At 71.9% G+C, this 17,132-nt stretch carries 18 protein-coding genes and 4 tRNA genes; 11 read left to right on the top strand and 11 right to left on the bottom strand.

Annotation, left to right across the window (positions count from 1 at the left end; all coding sequences use genetic code 11):
* Positions 1–2: 2 nt before the first annotated feature.
* Positions 3–893 (bottom strand): LysR family transcriptional regulator, encoded by an 891-nt coding sequence (locus FLL47_RS32175; protein WP_144126237.1) that lies wholly within the window; start codon positions 891–893, stop codon positions 3–5.
* 108 nt (positions 894–1,001) lie between these two features.
* Between FLL47_RS32175 and FLL47_RS32170 the strand changes: the two genes are divergently transcribed.
* The 7 genes from FLL47_RS32170 (at position 1,002) to FLL47_RS32140 (ending at position 9,396) form a co-directional block, all read left to right on the top strand.
* Positions 1,002–1,859: an isocitrate lyase/PEP mutase family protein gene (locus FLL47_RS32170; RefSeq protein ID WP_144126234.1), complete on the top strand. Its 858-nt coding sequence runs from the start codon at positions 1,002–1,004 to the stop codon at positions 1,857–1,859.
* Positions 1,860–1,972: 113 nt separating this feature from the next.
* Positions 1,973–3,442 (top strand): hypothetical protein, encoded by a 1,470-nt coding sequence (locus FLL47_RS32165; protein WP_144126231.1) that lies wholly within the window; start codon positions 1,973–1,975, stop codon positions 3,440–3,442.
* A gap of 121 nt (positions 3,443–3,563) precedes the next feature.
* Positions 3,564–4,814 carry an AAA family ATPase gene (locus tag FLL47_RS32160; protein WP_144126228.1) on the top strand — a complete coding sequence of 417 codons (1,251 nt, stop codon included), beginning with the start codon at positions 3,564–3,566 and terminating at the stop codon, positions 4,812–4,814.
* Complete coding sequence (locus FLL47_RS32155) at positions 4,811–6,025, top strand: vWA domain-containing protein (protein WP_144126225.1); 1,215 nt, start codon at positions 4,811–4,813, stop codon at positions 6,023–6,025. Before FLL47_RS32160 ends, FLL47_RS32155 begins: the two co-directional genes overlap by 4 nt.
* The gene (locus tag FLL47_RS43220) at positions 6,022–6,900 is read left to right on the top strand and encodes a hypothetical protein (RefSeq protein ID WP_186316032.1); all 879 of its coding nucleotides are present in this window, start codon (positions 6,022–6,024) and stop codon (positions 6,898–6,900) included. Before FLL47_RS32155 ends, FLL47_RS43220 begins: the two co-directional genes overlap by 4 nt.
* Positions 6,901–7,382: 482 nt before the next feature.
* The gene (locus FLL47_RS32145) at positions 7,383–8,735 is read left to right on the top strand and encodes a cutinase family protein (protein WP_144126222.1); all 1,353 of its coding nucleotides are present in this window, start codon (positions 7,383–7,385) and stop codon (positions 8,733–8,735) included.
* A 184-nt stretch (positions 8,736–8,919) separates the two neighbouring features.
* Positions 8,920–9,396, top strand: coding sequence for a hypothetical protein (locus tag FLL47_RS32140; RefSeq protein ID WP_144126219.1), 477 nt, complete (start codon positions 8,920–8,922; stop codon positions 9,394–9,396).
* Positions 9,397–9,411: 15 nt separating this feature from the next.
* Here FLL47_RS32140 and FLL47_RS32135 read toward each other — a convergent pair whose 3' ends face one another.
* Together FLL47_RS32135 and FLL47_RS32130 are read right to left on the bottom strand one after the other, a co-directional pair.
* The gene (locus tag FLL47_RS32135; RefSeq protein WP_144126216.1) at positions 9,412–9,657 is read right to left on the bottom strand and encodes a hypothetical protein; all 246 of its coding nucleotides are present in this window, start codon (positions 9,655–9,657) and stop codon (positions 9,412–9,414) included.
* Between the two features lie 127 nt (positions 9,658–9,784).
* Positions 9,785–10,093, bottom strand: a complete 309-nt coding sequence (locus tag FLL47_RS32130; protein WP_144126213.1) for a hypothetical protein — start codon at positions 10,091–10,093, stop codon at positions 9,785–9,787.
* A 128-nt stretch (positions 10,094–10,221) separates the two neighbouring features.
* Between FLL47_RS32130 and FLL47_RS32125 the strand changes: the two genes are divergently transcribed.
* Positions 10,222–10,401, top strand: coding sequence for a hypothetical protein (locus tag FLL47_RS32125; RefSeq protein WP_144126210.1), 180 nt, complete (start codon positions 10,222–10,224; stop codon positions 10,399–10,401).
* Here the strand turns inward: FLL47_RS32125 and FLL47_RS32120 are convergent.
* From FLL47_RS32120 to FLL47_RS32100, 5 genes are all read right to left on the bottom strand, one after another.
* On the bottom strand, positions 10,375–11,541 hold the full coding sequence (locus FLL47_RS32120; protein ID WP_186316031.1) for a pentapeptide repeat-containing protein: 1,167 nt from the start codon (positions 11,539–11,541) through the stop codon (positions 10,375–10,377). The two genes, FLL47_RS32125 and FLL47_RS32120, sit on opposite strands and share 27 nt — an antisense overlap.
* A 410-nt stretch (positions 11,542–11,951) precedes the next feature.
* Positions 11,952–12,026 (bottom strand) — tRNA-Val (locus FLL47_RS32115).
* A gap of 13 nt (positions 12,027–12,039) precedes the next feature.
* Positions 12,040–12,110 (bottom strand) — tRNA-Cys (locus tag FLL47_RS32110).
* 27 nt (positions 12,111–12,137) lie between these two features.
* Positions 12,138–12,210, bottom strand: a tRNA-Gly gene (locus FLL47_RS32105).
* A 94-nt stretch (positions 12,211–12,304) separates the two neighbouring features.
* A complete protein-coding gene (locus FLL47_RS32100) occupies positions 12,305–13,399 on the bottom strand; it encodes a CapA family protein (protein WP_246158930.1) in 1,095 nt (364 codons plus the stop codon).
* 153 nt (positions 13,400–13,552) lie between these two features.
* On the opposite strand from FLL47_RS32100, the gene FLL47_RS32095 reads away from it, so the two are divergent.
* A tRNA-Gly gene (locus FLL47_RS32095) sits at positions 13,553–13,625 on the top strand.
* 160 nt (positions 13,626–13,785) lie between these two features.
* Here the strand turns inward: FLL47_RS32095 and FLL47_RS32090 are convergent.
* Positions 13,786–14,328 carry an RNA 2'-phosphotransferase gene (locus FLL47_RS32090; protein ID WP_144126201.1) on the bottom strand — a complete coding sequence of 181 codons (543 nt, stop codon included), beginning with the start codon at positions 14,326–14,328 and terminating at the stop codon, positions 13,786–13,788.
* 106 nt (positions 14,329–14,434) lie between these two features.
* Between FLL47_RS32090 and FLL47_RS32085 the strand changes: the two genes are divergently transcribed.
* Complete coding sequence (locus FLL47_RS32085; protein WP_144126198.1) at positions 14,435–14,944, top strand: SigE family RNA polymerase sigma factor; 510 nt, start codon at positions 14,435–14,437, stop codon at positions 14,942–14,944.
* The gene (locus FLL47_RS32080) at positions 14,941–16,293 is read left to right on the top strand and encodes a TolB-like translocation protein (protein ID WP_144126195.1); all 1,353 of its coding nucleotides are present in this window, start codon (positions 14,941–14,943) and stop codon (positions 16,291–16,293) included. Before FLL47_RS32085 ends, FLL47_RS32080 begins: the two co-directional genes overlap by 4 nt.
* Here FLL47_RS32080 and FLL47_RS32075 read toward each other — a convergent pair.
* Together FLL47_RS32075 and FLL47_RS32070 are read right to left on the bottom strand one after the other, a co-directional pair.
* Positions 16,228–16,620, bottom strand: a complete 393-nt coding sequence (locus tag FLL47_RS32075; protein ID WP_144126192.1) for a PIN domain-containing protein — start codon at positions 16,618–16,620, stop codon at positions 16,228–16,230. The genes FLL47_RS32080 and FLL47_RS32075 overlap by 66 nt on opposite strands.
* The gene (locus FLL47_RS32070) at positions 16,617–17,069 is read right to left on the bottom strand and encodes a GNAT family N-acetyltransferase (protein WP_144126189.1); all 453 of its coding nucleotides are present in this window, start codon (positions 17,067–17,069) and stop codon (positions 16,617–16,619) included. The genes FLL47_RS32075 and FLL47_RS32070 overlap by 4 nt, the downstream gene beginning before the upstream one ends.
* Positions 17,070–17,132 lie beyond the last annotated feature (63 nt).

Below are 17,132 nucleotides of genomic sequence, written 5' to 3'. Positions count from 1 at the left end.
GGTCATGCCCCGGCCGCGGTCGCGACCAGGCAGTCCAGCATGTGTGCGGTCGGTGCGGCGGGCTCGGCCGGGGTGACCGCCCAGATCCGGCGCGGCGGGGGCGCCGGGCGCAGCGGCCTGACCACGACACCGGCCGGCGGGTTGCTCAGCGCGGATGCCGGGACCAGGGCGATGCCGTGCCCGGCGGCGACCATCGCGAGCGTGGTCGGGTAGCGGCTGGAGTCCAGGGCGACCAGTGGGGTGAACCCGGCGACCCCGCAGATGGCCCGCAGCGACTCGGCGCAGGCGAACGCGGTGCCGCTGATCCACTCCTGTTCGGCCAGCGCGGCGACGTCCACGACGGGTTCCGCGCCGAGAGGGTGGCTCGGCGGCAGCACGAGCAGCAGCGGGTCGTCGGCCAGCGGCTGGACGCGCAGGTGCCGCAGGTCGATCGGGTGGGCGGCGTAGTCGTAGGTGAGCGCGATGTCGGCCTTGCCGTGCCGGGCCAGCTCCAACGCCTCGTCGGCGTCGCATTCGGTGAACGTGAAGCCGACCGCCGGATACCGCCGTCGCCAGGCCGCGGCGGCGCGCGGCAGCAGGTGCCCGCAAGCGGTGGGGTACGCGGCGACCCGCACCGTCGTGGGTTCCCCGCCGCGCAACTGGTCGAGTTCCCGCCGGGCGTCGTCACAGGACGACAGGATGCGCAGTGCGTGCCGAAGCACGACCTCGCCCTGCGCCGTCAGGCGTGCGCCGACCGTGGTGCGTTCGACGAGCTGCGTACACAGCTCGCGCTCCAGCACCGCGATGTGCTGCGAGACGGCGGGCTGCGACATGGTCAGCGCCGCCCCGGCGGCGGTGAACGAGCCGTGCCGCGCCACTGCGCGCAGCACCCGCAGCCGCTGAAGGTTCTCCATGCACCGAACATAGCTTTTGCTTATGGGGCCAGTGCCGTGTCACGGGTTCCGCCTTATGCCAGCGGCTTGTACGGTCACGACGGTCGCCCACCACAGGAGGTTCCCCGCATGAACGGCGAGATCCGGCAGCGCGCACAACGCTTCGCCGAACTGCACCGGGCCGGCTGCTTCCTGCTGCCCAATGCCTGGGACGCGGGCAGCGCGCGGATCCTGGCGCACGCTGGGTTCCCCGCGATCGCGACGACGAGCGCGGGCATCGCGTTCTCCCTCGGCCACCCGGACCACGACTACCGCGAGGAACAGTCGCCGGACGACCGGGTCGACCGCGACACGATGCTGCACCGGGTCCGCGAGATCGCCGCGGCGGTGGCCGTGCCGGTGAGCGCGGACCTCGAAGACGGCTACGGCGAAGCGCCCGCAGACGTGGCGGCCACGATCTCGGCCGTGCTGGCGACCGGGGCCTGCGGCGGCAACATCGAGGACTTCACCGGCGACCGGGCCGAGCCGCTGTACGACCTCGCGCTCGCCGCCGACCGCATCCGCGCCGCCCGTACGGCAGCCGACGCCGGCGGCGTGCCGTTCACCCTGGTCGGGCGTACCGACGTGCTCCTGGTCGGCGGTTCCCTCGACGAGAGCATCCGGCGGGCCAACGCCTACCTGGCGGCCGGGGCCGACTGCGCGTTCGTGCCCGGCGCCGCCGACGCCGCGACCGTCGGCACGCTCGTGCGGGAACTGGACGGCCCGCTCAACGTCGTCATGGGACTGAGCGGCAACGCACTGTCGCTGGACGACCTGCGCGAGCTGGGCGTGCGGCGGGTCACCGTCGGCGGCAGCATCGCCCGCAGCGTCTACCGGCAGCTGCTGCGCGCCGCCCGGGAACTCGCCGAGCAGGGCACGTTCTCGTACGCCGACGACCAGGTCAGCCAGCAAGAACTCAACGACATCTTCCGCCGCCCCGCCCGGTGATCCCGGCCCGGTGGCCAGGGGGACCTGACAAGGCTCGCGCGGCGTTGTACTCTTCCCGCGATGATTACCTTCTCGATCAGATCGGGGGTCCCGTCCGCAAAAGGTGAGTGCTGATGCGCTCATTCGTTGCGACGAGGGATACCCGCCTTGCCCTGTGGCTGCGCGTGCGCGAGTTCGCCGTGCCGCCCTCGATGATCGAAAGTGCGACCGCCCGCCGTGCCGCCGGTGACTGGGCCGGGGCTTGCGCCGCCGCACGTGTCGACGTCGATCTGAACCTGCGCGCCGTGGCTCACGCGCACGGCCGGGAGTTCGCCGCCCGGGTCCGTGACGACCTCCGGCATCTCGCCCCCGACCTGCTGCGCTGGCACATGCCCCGGATAGCGCCGGACGGGCTGCTGCGCCCGGGGCTGACCGTGTCCCTGGCCCGCTACCACCTGGCCGACACCGGCGGCGACGCCGTGCACCTCGTGGCCCGGACGCCACCCGCCTGGGCGGACGCCGGACAGCGGATCAGCCTCGCGCTGTGGGACGGATCCCGGTCCGGTGACGTGCCGTACCTGCATCCGCATCCCCATCCTGACCGGCGGTTCCGCCTCGACCTGCACCGCCACCTCTGGGACGCGCGCAGGACCGGCGAACTGGCACACCGGTCCGGGGCGGACCGGTGGCCGGGCGTGGACCGGCACTCGGGCGTGGACCTGCGGTCCGGCGTGGAGCAGCGGCCCGGTGCGGGCCGGTGGTCCGCTGCCGAGCATTCTGCCGACGATCGGCTGCCGGTCGGGGTGCCGCAGGAGAGCGGGTGTGCCGTGCACCGGTGGGAGCCGGAGGCGGCGCTGCTGCTCGGTGCCGAAGGCCGCCCCGGCGGCACGGTCACGGTGCGGCTCGACAGCCGCCACCGGTTCCAGGTGGACGTCGGATCGCCCGACACGGGTCCGCCCGACCCGCGCATCACGGCGGTGCCTTCCCGGGACAGGGCCCGCGCGTCGCTGCTCCTGCCGGACGCCGCGACCTGGGTGCTGCCCGACCTGGAGCTGCTCCACCACGGGCTCGTCGACGCCGACGACCTGCACCCGCTCGTCGCGGCGGCACTGGCGCCGGACCGCCCGCCGCCCGTGCCGCGTGTCCCGGACGGTCCGGGCAGCCCGCGGTTCGTCGAGTGCCGTGGCGCCTGGCACCGGATCGCCCTCGTGGACGGGAAACTCACCGCGCTCGACCACGACCCGGTCGAGATCCGGCGCGAGGACCTGCTGACCGCGCTGGGCGGCCCGCCGCTGCCCTGCCTGCGGGCGATCGACGAGACACACCGCCGGCCGGAGTGCCTCGTCGACGTCCGCGCCCGGCTGGACCACGGCGACGCCGTCGGTGCACTGGACGCCGTCGAAGGCCTGCTCGGCCCGGACGTGCTGCTGCGCAGCGGCGCGCTGCTGGACGAGCTGGAGGCGGCGGTACAGGGCCGGATCACGCACGGGCTGTTCCGGGCCGGCCTGGCCGGGACCGGACGCGGGCCCGCCGCCCGCGACGACGGCAGCCGCCGGACCCGCCGCTCGGTCCGCTCCCATCCGCGCCACGCGTCGGGCCGCTGACCACCTCGTCACCTACTTCCCCGGTTCTTCGGCCGCGCCCTCGCGCGGTGCCGACTACCTGCTCCTGCCTGGTCGACCTCTGGCCGCCCTGCGGCCCCGCACACCCCGAAGGTGATCGAACATGACTGTGACCGTTCCGTCCGCCGACGATCTCTCCCGCGACGTCCCGCAGCTCGACGTCGCCGCCGAGCTGCTCGCGCTGCTCGGCGACACCGCCACCGAGCCCCGCCCCGACACGCAGCTGGAGGCGCTGACCCTGGCCGTCTCCGCCGACCTGCCGGTGCTGCTGTGGGGCGAGCCGGGCATCGGCAAGACCGCGGCCTTGACCCAGCTCGCCGAATCCCTCGACCTGCCGCTGACCACGGTGATCGCCAGCGTGCACGAACCGTCGGACTTCTCCGGCCTGCCCGTCGTCGGCGACGACCCCGCCGAGCAGGGCGTCCCGATGGCGCCGCCGGACTGGGCCGTACGCCTGGTGCGGGCCGGGCGCGGGCTGCTCTTCCTGGACGAGCTGTCCACCGCGCCGCCGGCCGTGCAGGCCGCGCTGCTGCGGCTGGTGCTCGAACGCCGGGTCGGGGCCCTGCGCCTGCCGCCCGGTGTGCGGATCGTCGCCGCCGCGAACCCGCGGTCGTCGGCCGCCGACGGCTGGGAGCTCAGCGCGCCGCTGGCCAACCGGTTCGTTCACCTGCAATGGGCACACGACCACGACGTCGTGGTACGCGGCCTCGGCGGGACCTGGCCCCGGACGTCGCTGCCGAGGCTCGACCCGGGCCTGCTCGGCGACGCCGTGGCGTACGCCCGCCGGGCCGTGTGCGGGCTGCTGGCCACCCGTCCGGCCCTCGTACACCGGCTGCCTGACAGCGAGACGCGCCGGGGCGGCGCGTGGCCCTCGCCCCGCAGCTGGGACATGGCGCTGCGCCTGATCGCGTTCGCCACCGCGGCGGGCACCTCCCGGGAGGTGCTGTCCATGCTGGTCCGCGGCACCGTCGGCGACGGCCCCGGGCTGGAGCTGCTGGCGAGCCTGGACCGGATGGACCTGCCGGACCCGGAGACGCTGCTGGCCGACCCCGCCTCGGCCGCCCTGCCCGAGCGCGGCGACCTGCGCCAGGCGGTGCTCGACGGGGTGGTGGCGGCGGTCCGCAATCGACCGACCCAGGCCCGCTGGGACGCGGCCTGGGCGGTGCTGGTGCTGGCCCTGGAGACCGGGGCCCCGGACCTGGTCGTCGTGCCGGCGTCCACACTCGCCGCGCTGCGTGACGACGGCTGGACGGTCCCCGCGCAGATCGAGCGGCTCGCCGGGGTGGTCTCGCTGTCGCAGCGGGCCGACCGCGCCGCGCGGCGCACGCCGGTCGGTGCGGGTGCCGGCCGATGACCATGGACTTCGAGAAGCTGTACGCCGCCCGGCTGCACGCCGCCCGGGTCCGGCCGTACCTGGCGACGGCGCTGTTCGCGCTGCACCCGGTGGAGTCGCGGCGGGTGCCGACGATGGCCGTGGACCGGCACTGGCGCTGCTACGTCTCGCCGCGGTTCGTGGACCGGACCCCGCTCGAGGAACTGGCCGGGGTATGGGTCCACGAGGTCTCCCACCTGCTGCGCGACCATCACGGGCGCGGCGACCGGGTGGCGGCCGAACGCGGCCTGACCGGCCCGGGGGAGCGCCTGCGCATGAACATCGCCGCCGACTGTGAGATCAACGACGACGTGTACGGCGACGGGCTGGCGCGGCCCGCGGACGTCGTCGATCCGAAGCTGCTCGGGCTGAACGACGGCGAGCTGATGGAGGACTACCTGCGGCAGTTCCGGCTCGGTCCGCATACGCGCAATCTGGTCTGGCTCGACTGCGGCAGCGGCGCCGACGGGTGGACACGCGAATGGGACCTGGGCCCGGACGGCGCGCACGGGCTCGACGAGCAGCAGCGCGACGCGGTCCGGTTCCGGGTGGCGCAAGGCCTCACCGGCGCGCCGGGCAGCGCCCCGAAGGGCTGGCGGCGCTGGGCGGAGGATGCCTTCCACCCGCCGCAGGCGTGGCGGGACCTGCTCGGCGCGGCCGTCAGGTCGGCGGCGACCGCTCCCGGGGCGGGGGACGACTACACCTACGGCCGTCCGTCGCGCCGGTCCGCGGGCCTGCCCGGGGTGGTCCTGCCGAGCCTGCGGCGCAGGCCGCCCCGGGTCGCGGTGGTCATCGACACGTCCGGGTCGGTCAGCGACGTCGAACTGGGCAGCGCGCTGCTGGAGGTCACCGCCATCGCCCGTGCCGTCGGCGGTCGGCGGGACCTGGTCACGGTGCTGGCGTGCGACGCCTCGGCCGGGGTCGCGTACCGGCTGTCCCGGGCCGGGGGGATCCCGCTGACGGGCGGCGGGGGCACGGACCTGCGGGCCGGTTTCGCCAAGGCGCTGCGGCTCAGCCCCCGCCCGGACGTCGTCGTGGCGCTGACCGACGGGCAGACGCCCTGGCCCAGGGAGAAGCCGCCGTGCCGGACGGTGGTGGGGCTGTTCCCCCGGGCGAGCACATGGGACGAGGACGACGCCGAGTACGTGCCGGAGACGCCGCCGGACTGGGCGCGGGTGGTCACCATCGGATGAGCGTCCACGTGGCACGCCGTGACGTGGTCGGCTCCGCGGCGTTCTCACGAACAGCCGGGTCGGGCGTGGTCGCCACAGCTTTGGCATATATGGTGATCGACGTGTTCGAGACGGTGCGCTACAGCCACCGTCTGCGGCCCGGCCGCACGGCGCAGGCCGCACTGCTCGACGAGTGGGGCCGCTGCCGGTGGCTGTGGAACGAAGCCGTCCACCAGCAGAAGACCGGCCGCAAGCCGACGTTGGGCAGACTGTCGAAGATGCTGACCGACGCCCGGGGCCGTAACGCCTGGCTGCGCGCCGGTTCCCAGGTCGCCCAGCAGCAGAGCCTGCGTACCTATGCCATCGCCCTGGACCACTCGTTCAAGGTCAAGGGCCGGGGCCGGCCGAAGGTCAAGCGTCTCAAGGACGCGCCGGTGAGCCTGGAGTACACCACTCGGGGCTTTCGGATCAAGGCCGGGGTCCTGTGCCTGCCTGGCAGGGTCACCGTCCCGGTCGTCTGGTCCAGGGATCTGCCGTCCGAGCCGACCAGCGTCCGCGTCTACCGTGACAACCTCGGGCACTGGTACGCCTCGTTCGTGGTCCGCCGCGACCGTGCCGACACTCCCGAAGCGATGCAGCCAGCGGAGATCCCGCTCGACTCCTCGTCGAGCACGACGTCTCCGCGCGGGATCCGGCAGCCGATCGCCTCGCCGCGCACGGCCATGGCGCCGAGCCGGACCGCACCTCGGTCGAGGCCACCTCGATGGTCGTGCGCCAGGGCAGCTCGACCGAGGGATGCATCATGTCGCCCTGATCGTGGTCCGCGTACCCGTCGTCGGGCGTCGCCCAGCCGACGTGGGCCGCGTAGCCGTGTGGACTGGTCACCTCCAGGGTGAGTGCACGGTCGTCGCCGCCGAACACGACAAATCCGACACCGGCCGCGGTGGCCAGTGCGGTCACCGCGGCAGCCGAGGCGATCATGAGGCGGCGTCGGCGGGCCGGCACGGGGACGGGCACGACGGGAGAGTGGGTCACGGCGCAGGAGCCTGGGCCACTCTGAGTTTCCCCTGTTCAGAGGGGGTATCCGAGCAGGCGTCGCACTGCCGCGCGTCGCCCCCGCCAGCCGTACCGCGACCTGCTTCCGGCGGCCGGCGGCTGACGACCCCGATGAACGCAGCAGCCCGGTGGGAATCCTGTCCCGCCGGGCTGCTGCGTGTGGCTGGTCCGGCACAGGCCGAAGTCCGCGGATTCGTTGGGTCACAACGCAGCCCCCGCACGCCACGATGAAGATCCTTCAGCAGCAGCAATGGCGGACGGCTTCACCGGTGACGGATCCGGGCCGGCGCCCTGCTGACCGCCCGCTCACTGGGGAGTTCGCATGACTGTCAGTTCCAGACGGCGGAGAGCACCAATCGGCCTCGCCCTGCTCACCCTGCTCGCCACGGGCGCAGCGGTCGCCGTGCCCGCCACACCCGCGTCAGCCGATGCGTCCTTGGCCACCTGCGCGCAGGTGATCGCCATCGCGGTGCGCGGCACCGTCGAGAGTCCCGGCTACAACAGCGGTCCGTTCGGCAACACGTACGCCAGTGGCGGGCTGGGCACCCTTGCGGCGACCGTCAACCAGATGCAGTCGACGTCGAGCTGGAAGATCCGCAGGGCAGGGCTCGATTACCCCGCCGCGTGGGACAACACCGTCAGCACGGCAACGGGCATCCTCAACCTGAAGCGAGAACTGAACCAGCTCGCCATCTACTGTCCGGGCTCGCGGACCGTACTGCTCGGATACTCCCAGGGTGCAGCCGTCATCGGCGAAGTCCTGGGCCTCGGCCGAAACAGCCTGACCACGCAGGCGCAGGACAACATCAAGGCGGTGATCTTCTTCGGCGATCCCGGCTATCGGATGGGGGAGATCCAGAACGCACCGGAGAGCACCTCGACCGGGCAGGGAATCCGCTACCGGGTGCCGCGGGTGCTCGACTGGCTCTACCCGCGCCTGCGTTCCTACTGCTTCGACGGCGACTGGGCATGTGATGCCCCCAGCGCCGGCCCCGTGCACGACGACGCGTACGACCGTTCCGAGGTGACCAACGCGGCGACGCAGTTCATCCTGAACCGGCTCTCGGGTGGTAGCTCCACCTCGGGCGGCGGTGACACGACTCCCATCCCGGCGCAGTCGGAGGGCCTGACGGTGCAGGAGATCGCCCAGGCGGGCGGCTACACCGGCCCGCTGGACGGGGTACCGGGCACGAACACCTGGCTGGGCGCGCAGCAGGTGATGGCGGGTTACGGCTACACCGGCCCGATCGACGGGGTCCCCGGTGCGAACACGTACGCGGCGCTGCAGCGCTTGGCGCAGAAGGGCGGCTACACCGGCCCGGTCGACGGGGCGCTGGGCGTGAACTCGTGGAAGGGCCTCCAGACGGTGCTGCGCGGTTTCGGCTACGCCGGGCCGATCGACGGCCTGCCCGGCACCAACACGTACGCCGCACTGCAGCGGCTGGCCAAGCTCGGCGGCTACACCGGGCCGATCGACGGCGCGCTGGGCGGCAACTCCTGGAAGGGTGTGCAGAAGGTGACGGCGGGCTACGGCTACACCGGCCCGATCGACGGGGTGCCCGGGGTGAACACCTACGCCGCGATGCAGCGAATGGCGGCCTTGGGCGGATACACCGGCCCGATCGACGGCATCCCCGGCCCGAACACGTGGGCCGCGCTCGCCCGGCTCATCTGAGCCTGGAGTCAGATTCGCACACATGAGCGAGGGCCTGTCCGATGATCGGGCAGGCCCTCTGCGCGGGTGGGCAATACTGGATTGATCAAGATCGGTCCACCCCTGGACGGTCCGGCAACGGCCCGAGGGCCGTGGTTGCCGGCGGGGGTTTGACTTGCCGGAGGCCCGTGCCCACCATGGTCGGATGTCTCGCTGGAAGCGCCCGTATCGCGACTGGCGAGCGTTCGTCCTCTATCCGATGGTGATCGTGCTGGCGGCGTTGGCGATCCATGCCGCGGTCACCTCCGGGCACCCCTGGCAGTCTCGGTGGATTCTGTCGCTGGTCGCCGCCGTGTTCGGCATCCTCCTCTGGCGGTCCGCGCGGGAGGGGATCTACGTCTCCGCCGACGGCGTCCGAGTCCGAAGACTCATCCTCAGCACCACCGTCCGGTGGGCCGAGATCCGCAGGATCGATGCCGGGGGAAATCGCGTCGGACACGGACCGACGATCTGTCTGTACACCGTGGACGGCCGGTTCGTCAGATCCACGGTTCAGCCGATGAATGCCGTCACCGACGGCCAGGCGCCGATGCTCCCCGAGCGAACCTATCTGCGGCTGGTCGATCGACTACGTGAGCTGCACCGCCTGGCCGCTGCGGACGACCCAGCGGTCAGCATTTGAGCTTCGGCCGCTGGATCACCTCGTGATGCTGTTGCGCCTTTCGGTCCGCCAGCGATGCACCCACGCCTCGACCCTCGGGATGACCCAGTGAGCGGTGGGTACCCAGATGGCGGCGAAGGTGATCCAAGCCAGCCACCCGGGGTGCTCGAAGATCAGGCGGATGACGCCGAACGCCGGGCAGAGGAACGCGATGGTTATCGCGATTCCCCACCAGTCGACATCGGGCCCGCTGCCGTCGTCATCAGCCTCGCTGTCGGTCACCTGGTCCTCCGCTGCCGGTGGCGAGGAATCCAGTGTGCCGGGTCAGGTAGCCGGAGCGGGAGACGCCAGCGGATGTCCGCAGGACCGACGACGAAGGCACAGCGGGTCGAGACGACACAATGTACGATCACTCCCAATCCAACCCCGCCGTGTTCATGCTGTTCAGCGCCCCACGGAAGTGAAGAGGATCTTCACGCTCTACGGACACGGCGCGGTCGTGCCGGTCGTCTCCCACGCCGCGTCGTACCTCATCAGCGGCCTGTCGATCGCCCTGATCCGCCGCAAGCTGCACGACGAGCGGTCCGAGCGCGAGCCCATACCGATATGGCGGGACATCCCCACCGGCATTCGGTACGTACGGCGCGACCCGTTCCTCCGTATCGCGCTGTTGTGCGCCGCAGGTTTTCAGCTGGTCTTCACGGGCCTTGGTCGTCATCGCCGCCGCGCACGCCACCGGCACCGCGGCGGTTCACGTCGGCGCCGCCTTCGCGATGGCCGCCGTCGGCGGCATCCTCGGCGCGATGGCGACGACACGGATGCAGCGCTTGCTCTCCGCGCGGACTCGTGATCGCGTTCGGTGCCACCGCAACCAGCGCGATCGCCGCGACGGCCGTCGTGCACAACACCTACGCCGTCGGCGGCCTGCTCGCTGCGACCTACTTCACGGCGACGCCGGCCAACGCCATGCTCGCAGGTGGTGCTGGGTCGGTTCGAGGGTCAGCCGTCCTGCTGACTTTCTACTGACGAGGGCGAGTCATCCCGGTCGCCTTGTTCTACGGCCGCGTCGTAGGTTGGGAGCAGTAGGCCTGGGACTAGCGTTGCCCGTGCGTCGAACGCCAGTGGATGTTCACCGCTGGCGCGGGTGAAATCGATCATGCTGCCGGAGAACGTTGCGCTGTCGAACTTGACCGTGCCGCCGGAGAACTTCGCCCCGTCGAACCAGACCTCGCCGCCGGAGAACTTCGCCCCGTCGAACCAGACCTCGCCGCCGGAGAACTTCGCCCCGCTGAACTTGACCTTGCCGCCGGAGAACTTCGCCCCGCTGAACTTGACCTTGCCGCCGGAGAACTCCGCCTCGCTGAAGTTGACGTCACCGCCAGAGAACTCCGCCCCGTCGAACCAGACTGTGCTGCCGGAGAACTTCGCCTCGTGGAACCAGACTGTGCTGCCGGAGAACTTCGCCCCGCCGAACAAGACCGCGCCGCCGGAGAACTCCGCCTTGCTGAATCCGACCTCGCAGCCGGAGAACGTCGCCCCGTCGAACCAGACCGTGCCGCCTGAGAACGTCGCCCCGGTGAATCCGACCGTGCCGCCTGAGAACGTCGCCCCGGTAAATCCGACCGCACCGCCTGAGAACGTCGCCTCGCCGAACCTGACAGTGCCGCCGTCGAAGTGGGCACCATTGAAGTTGCCGCCGTCGAAGTGGGCACCGGTGAAGTTGAGGTTGAGACCTTGCCAGGTGCGTGCTTGCTGTTCGGGGCGGTCGGTGTGGTCTTGGAGGTGGTCTCGGATGATGCTCATGATGGACCAGCGGACTTGTTGCTCGCCTTCCTTCCACGCGGGCGCGGTGGCGGCCTCCGGGTCGGGCTGGTACGGCATGCGTAGGTAGGCGCAGAGGACGTCGACGCAAGTCTGGCGGCCTGTTCGCCAGTCGTCGGCGAGTCCCGCGATGGCGTAGACGCCGGCAAGTCGTACTGCGGCTGACTCGTGGCCGAGTTGGGCGCTGGCAGCGGTGAAGCGCTCGTTGAACAGCTTGGTTGCTTCGCGCAGGTTGGTTTCGTCGGCCCAGCGGTGGGCGTCTTCGGCGATGCGCTGTTTGCGATAGGCAACGACCAGAGCGACGACGCCGCCGATACCGCCGGTAATGATGAGCACGATCTGCACGAGCTGAAGTTGGTCCTGGGTGGTCAACTGTGCACGGGGCGGGGACGATGGGCTGGTGCTAGCGGTGGGTGTGGGCGTAGCGCCGAGTCGTGGTGAACCTAGGCCGAGCCACAGCAGGATTGCGGTGCCGCTAAGCACGATGAGCGCGACCAGGATCACGGCGGTGAGGGCGAGCGGGAACCTGACCAGGTCGGCGGGTTTGTTAGACGCACTAGCCTTCGTCCATCGGGGGAACTTCACCATCTTGTTGTAGCCGAGGCGCGCATCTTCGTCGATCGCCCGACGGGTCTGGCGTCTCCGCGGCGGGAGCTTGTCGGTCGCGACAGCAGCCCATGGCGAGGCGTAGTCACTCAGTTAGTCATTCAGACATGAAAGAGGGCCTGTCCGATGTTCGGACAGGCCCTCTGAGCTGGTGGGCGATACTGGGTTTGAACCAGTGACCTCTTCCGTGTCAAGGAAGCGCGCTCCCACTGCGCCAATCGCCCGTGCTGTACTACGAGGTGGAGACGGGATTTGAACCCGTGTACACGGCTTTGCAGGCCGTTGCCTCGCCTCTCGGCCACTCCACCGTGGTGACGCCTTGCGGCGGTTCTCCGAGCGGATGACGAGATTCGAACTCGCGACCCTCACCTTGGCAAGGTGATGCGCTACCAACTGCGCTACATCCGCTTGTAGGTTTGCCCGCCTTCCGGCGTGCTTGCCCAACGGATGAGAACTTTAGCCGGTCCGGCGAGGTCTTGACAAACCGGGGTCCCCCGGCGCGTCACGCCGCGGGGCTCTTGGCCAGCCCGGTGCAGCGTGCGGCCTGTTCGAGCTTGCCCTGTACGGCGGTCAGCGCGGCTCCGGTGACCGGCTTGGGCTGCCCGTTGTTCGATACGACACCGGGGGTGAATTTCCGGGTTTTGACCTTCCCGTCCTTGATCGTCACGGTCAGCAGGCCGGTGTCGGTGCTCTTGGAGGTGGAGTACCAGAGGAAGTTGCCCAGGCCGTAGTGCACGTAGGCGCCGCCCAGGAAGCCGTCGGCGAGCAGCACGTGGGCGTGGGTGCCGATGATCAGGTCGGCCCCGGCGTCGGACAGGGCCTTGGCGATGCTCTTCTGGTCGCCGTTGGGGCAGCCCTGGCCCTCGGTGCCCCAGTGCATGAAGGCGATCACGACGTCGGCCTGCTCGCGGGCCTGCTTCACGGCGGCGACGGACAGCTTCCTGTCGAACGCCATGGCGATACCGGGGCGGGTGGCGGTGGGCTTCCACTGCTCCTTGAGCTCGTGGACCTGGGACAGGCCGACGACGGCCAGCCGGACGCCCTTCACGGTGACCAGATGCGGGGCGTACGCCTCGGTGGTGTTGCGGCCCGCGCCCACGATCGGCATGGCGGCGGCCTTGGCGGAGTCGAGGGTGTCGAGCAGGCCGACCTGGCCGTAGTCGAGGGTGTGGTTGTTGGCGATGGAGACCAGGTCGATCCCGGCGGCCTGGATCGCCGCGTAGGCCGTGGTCGGCGCGCGGAAGTGGAACTCCTTGGGTTGCGGGGTGCCCCGGTCGGTGACCGCCGTCTCCAGGTTGACCATGGCGAAGTCGGCGGCGCGCAGCTGCTCGGCGTAGGGGCCGAAGGCGGTGTCGGGGTTCTTCAGCAGCGGCAGGGTGCGGCCGGTGAAGTGCACGTCGCCGGCGAACGCCAGGGTGATCTCCTCGGCCGGCGGCGTGCTGCTGGGCGCGGCACTGTCCGCGGGCGCGGGCACCGGGGGTGTGCCCGCGGGCTGCTGCCAGACGGCGGGTTCGTCGGCCGAGCAGGCCGCCAGGGCCGCGACGAGCGTGAGGGCCAGGGTGAGGCGCGCGGCGCGGGGGACGCGGGGGGAGGTCACGGCACGAGGGTACGGGCAGGTGAGGGCGTTTCGCATCACCGTCTCGACCGGGTTCTCGGCGGCTGGGGGGATACCCGGTGGCGGGGCCGCCGGAGGACCCGCTAAAGTTCTCTCCTGTCAGGCAGCGAGCCGCGAGGCCAGCTGGCAGACGGTGCGGATGTAGCGCAGCTGGTAGCGCATCACCTTGCCAAGGTGAGGGTCGCGAGTTCGAATCTCGTCATCCGCTCTTTCCCGATTTCGCCGGGACCCCTCACGGGGTCGCCGGCGATTCGCCTTCCCGGCCCGCTCACGACCCGCCTTGATCGCCCGACTTGCCCGGCACCTGGGCGTATCTTGAACCCGCTTTCGCCCACTTGCCCGGCAAGTCGGATGATCATGCGTGGTGGTCAGGCGGAGGGGGCTTCACCGCGCAGGTAGGTCGCGGGGACCTCGTCGGTGAGCCAGACGCCGTTGGCGCTGCGGTAGAAGGTGTGGCCGTCGGCGGCCATCGCGGCGGCGTCGACGATCAGGATCACGGGTGCGCCGTGGCGGCTGCCGACGTTGTGCGCGGTGCCCGGGTCGCCGGACAGGTGCACGTGGTGGCGGCTGCCGCGGTGCACGCCGTCGGCCATGATCGAGTCGAGGTTGCGGCGGGCGGTGCCGTGGTAGAGCCGCTCGGGCGGGGCGATCGGCGTGAGACCGAGGTCGACCTGCACGGAGTGGCCCTGGCTGGCCCGGATGCGGTCGCCGTCGATGGCGAAGCGCTGCTTGTCGTTGTCGGCGACGACGGCGTCCAGCGTCGCGCGGCTGATGTCCTTGCCGTGGGCGCGCATCGCGGCCAGCAGGGTGTCGATCGGCACCCAGCCGTCGGGGCCGAGGGTGATGCCGATGGTGTCGGGGCGGTGGCGCAGCACGTACGCCAGCTGCTTGCTTATCTTCTTCACGTCCATGTCACGGCTCACGTTAGCGGCGCCGGGGTGTTCCGTCGATCGAATAGGTCGGTCGGCGGACCCCTCCGCGGGGCCCGCCCGGCGCGTGTACGAGGCGGAGGTGGCGATGACCGACGCCGAGTCGTTCGACGAGTACGCGCGCTCCCGGCTGCCGATGCTGGCCCGGGTGGCATACCTGCTCACCGGCGATCCGTTCCTGGCCGACGACCTGGTGCAGCTGACGTTGCTGCGGCTGGCCTCGCGCTGGGAGCAGGTCTCCGCGGCCCGCGAGCCGGACGCGTACGTGCGCCGCATCCTCTACACCCAGCACGTGTCCTGGTGGCGGCGGGTGCGCCGGGAGGCGCTGCCGGTGGCGGTGCTGCCGGAGCGGGCCGCTGCGGACTTCACCGGCGAGACGGTGACCGCGCTGGCGGTGCGCGAGGCGCTGGCCCGGCTGGCGCCGCGGCAGCGGGCGGTGCTGGTGCTGCGCTACTTCGAGGACCTGAGCGAGGCGGAGACGGCCGCGGTGCTGGGCATCGCGGTCGGCACGGTGAAGAGCCAGACCAGGGATGCGCTGGCGCGGCTGCGGGTGATCGCCCTGGAACTGTCCGGGTCGCTGGCGGAGGTGAACCGATGAGCGAGACGTTGCGGGAGGCGCTGCGGCGGGCCGCGGAGTCCGCGCCGGCACCGCGGATGGGCGAGCAGCTGTGGCGGCGGGGCCGCCGCCGGCGGCGGGTGCGCCGGGCCGTGACGGGGCTGGCCGGATTGCTGCTGGTGGTGAGCCTGGCGGCGATGCCGGGGCTGCTCGCGGGTGGCGCAGGGCTGCAACCCGCGGACGGCCGCACACCGGCCACGCTGGGCAGGCCGTACGCGTGGCAGCTGACGTACGGACAGGACGCGAACGGGCCGGTGGTCGCTGCGTTCATCGATCCGGCCACGATCTACCTGGAGGCGACCGGGGTGCTGGTGGGCCGCGACGGCTCGTACCGGCTGTTCCCGATGAACCCGGGCGAGGACCTCGGGTTCGTGTCGCCGGACGGCCGGTATCTGGCGCGCTGGGGCGAGATCGTGGACCTGGTCACCGGGCGCGCCATGCCGACCGTGGACCGGGCCCGGCCGCTGGCGTGGGCGCCCGACAGCCGGCGGCTGCTGCTGGTGGTCGACCGCGACGACGGCTTCATCGAGTACGGCCCGAACGGCGAGAGCGACCCGTCGCATCCGGACGACGTCGGGTTCTACGACCTGGACAGCGGCACGACGACGATCCTGCTGAACACCGACGCGGACACCCCGGCGGGCGCGTTCTCGCCGGACGGGCGACGGATCGCGGTTACTGTCGGCAAGGTCGGCGAGGCCCAGACCCTGCGCGTCATCGACGTCGCCGGGGCGTCCGGCATCTCGCTGGAGCTGACGGACCGGCAGCGGCTGGCCGGGGAGGCGGCGTGGACGCCGGACGGCCGCTCGGTGGTGCTGGTCGCCGGGAACGGCTGCCCCTGGTCGGATTGCGAGGCGTGGCCGGGCAGCCTGCAGGGCTGGCGGATGCAGCGAGTCGACGTGGCCACCGGCGAGGTCGCGGACGAGGCGGCCACGGCCCGGCCGGGGTTCCCGGGCGGGCTCGTGGGCTGGCGGGACGGCGAGCCGGTGTTCGTCGACCAGGGCGTCAGCCCGGAGGAGCCCGAGGAGCTGGTGGTGGCGGCGGCCGACGGCGCAGAGCGGGTGCTGCTGGTCCTCGCCCACGGTTCGGGGCTGCTGAACGTGCCGCGGGATGAGGTCGAGCACGGCGCGCTCGGCAGTCAGGCGGCGAATCCGCTGGCCGCGCAGCCGTGGGTGGTGCTGTGCCTGCTGGCCTGCCTGGCTCCGCCGGTGCTGCTGCTGTTGGTGCTGCGCCGCCGTAGGCGGGCCGTGCGGGCGCTGCGGGGGTCAGGGGTAGGGCAGGGTGCGGGGGCCGACGATCTGCGCGCCGAGGGCGGTGACGCGGTCGCGTAGTCCACGGTCGGCGGTGGCGACGACGACGGCGGGCCGCTGCGCGGTCTCCTGACGTACGAGGTCGACGATGGCGTCGTCGCCGCTGCGGGCCGCGGCGAGCACCCGCACGCCCGGCGCGTCCGGCACGCCGCGGGCCGCGCCCTCGACGACGAGCACGACGTCCAGCGGGCCGGGCAGCTGCGGCAGGCCGGTGCCGGTCAGCCGGGCGACCGCGTCGCGCAGCCGGGTGGCGGCCCCCTGCCGGTCGCGCCACCAGCCGTCGGGCACGGAGCCGACGACGTTGGCGGCGTCGACGACGAGCAGCGGGCGGGGCGCGGGTGCGGTCACAGTGCCAGTTTCATACCCAGGTGGGTTCCTGCGAAGCCCAGCCCCTCGTAGAAGCGGTGCGCGTCGGTGCGGGACCTGTCGGTGGTGAGCTGCACCAGGCCGCAGCCCTCGGCGCGGGCGCGGTCGACGGCCCACTGCACGAGTCGGCGGCCGGTGCCGTGGCCACGCTGGTCGGCGCGTACCCGTACGGCTTCGATCAGGGCGCGGCGCATACCGCGGCGGCTGAGCCCGGGAATGACGGTGAGCTGCAGCGTGCCGACGATCTCGCCGCCGCGTTCGGCGACCACGAGGAGCTGGTGCGGGTCCGCGTCGAGTTCGGCGAAGGCCTGGGTGTACTCGGGATCGGCCGGGTCGCCTTCGCGGGTCGCGCCGAGCGGGTCGTCGGCGAGCATGGCGACGATGACCGGCACGTCGGCGAGGGTGGCGCGGCGAATTTCAAGATCACTCACGGGCGGGACGGTAGCAGAATGCCGACGCAGTGTGGACCGACCGTGGCGCACGCCCTCTACGCT

Origin of the sequence: Catellatospora sichuanensis (genome assembly GCF_007483665.1) — a bacterium.
Taxonomy (GTDB): Bacteria; Actinomycetota; Actinomycetes; order Mycobacteriales; family Micromonosporaceae; genus Catellatospora; species Catellatospora sichuanensis.
Note: the sequence above shows the minus strand (reverse complement) of the source record. Positions and strands in the feature narration are given on the sequence as shown.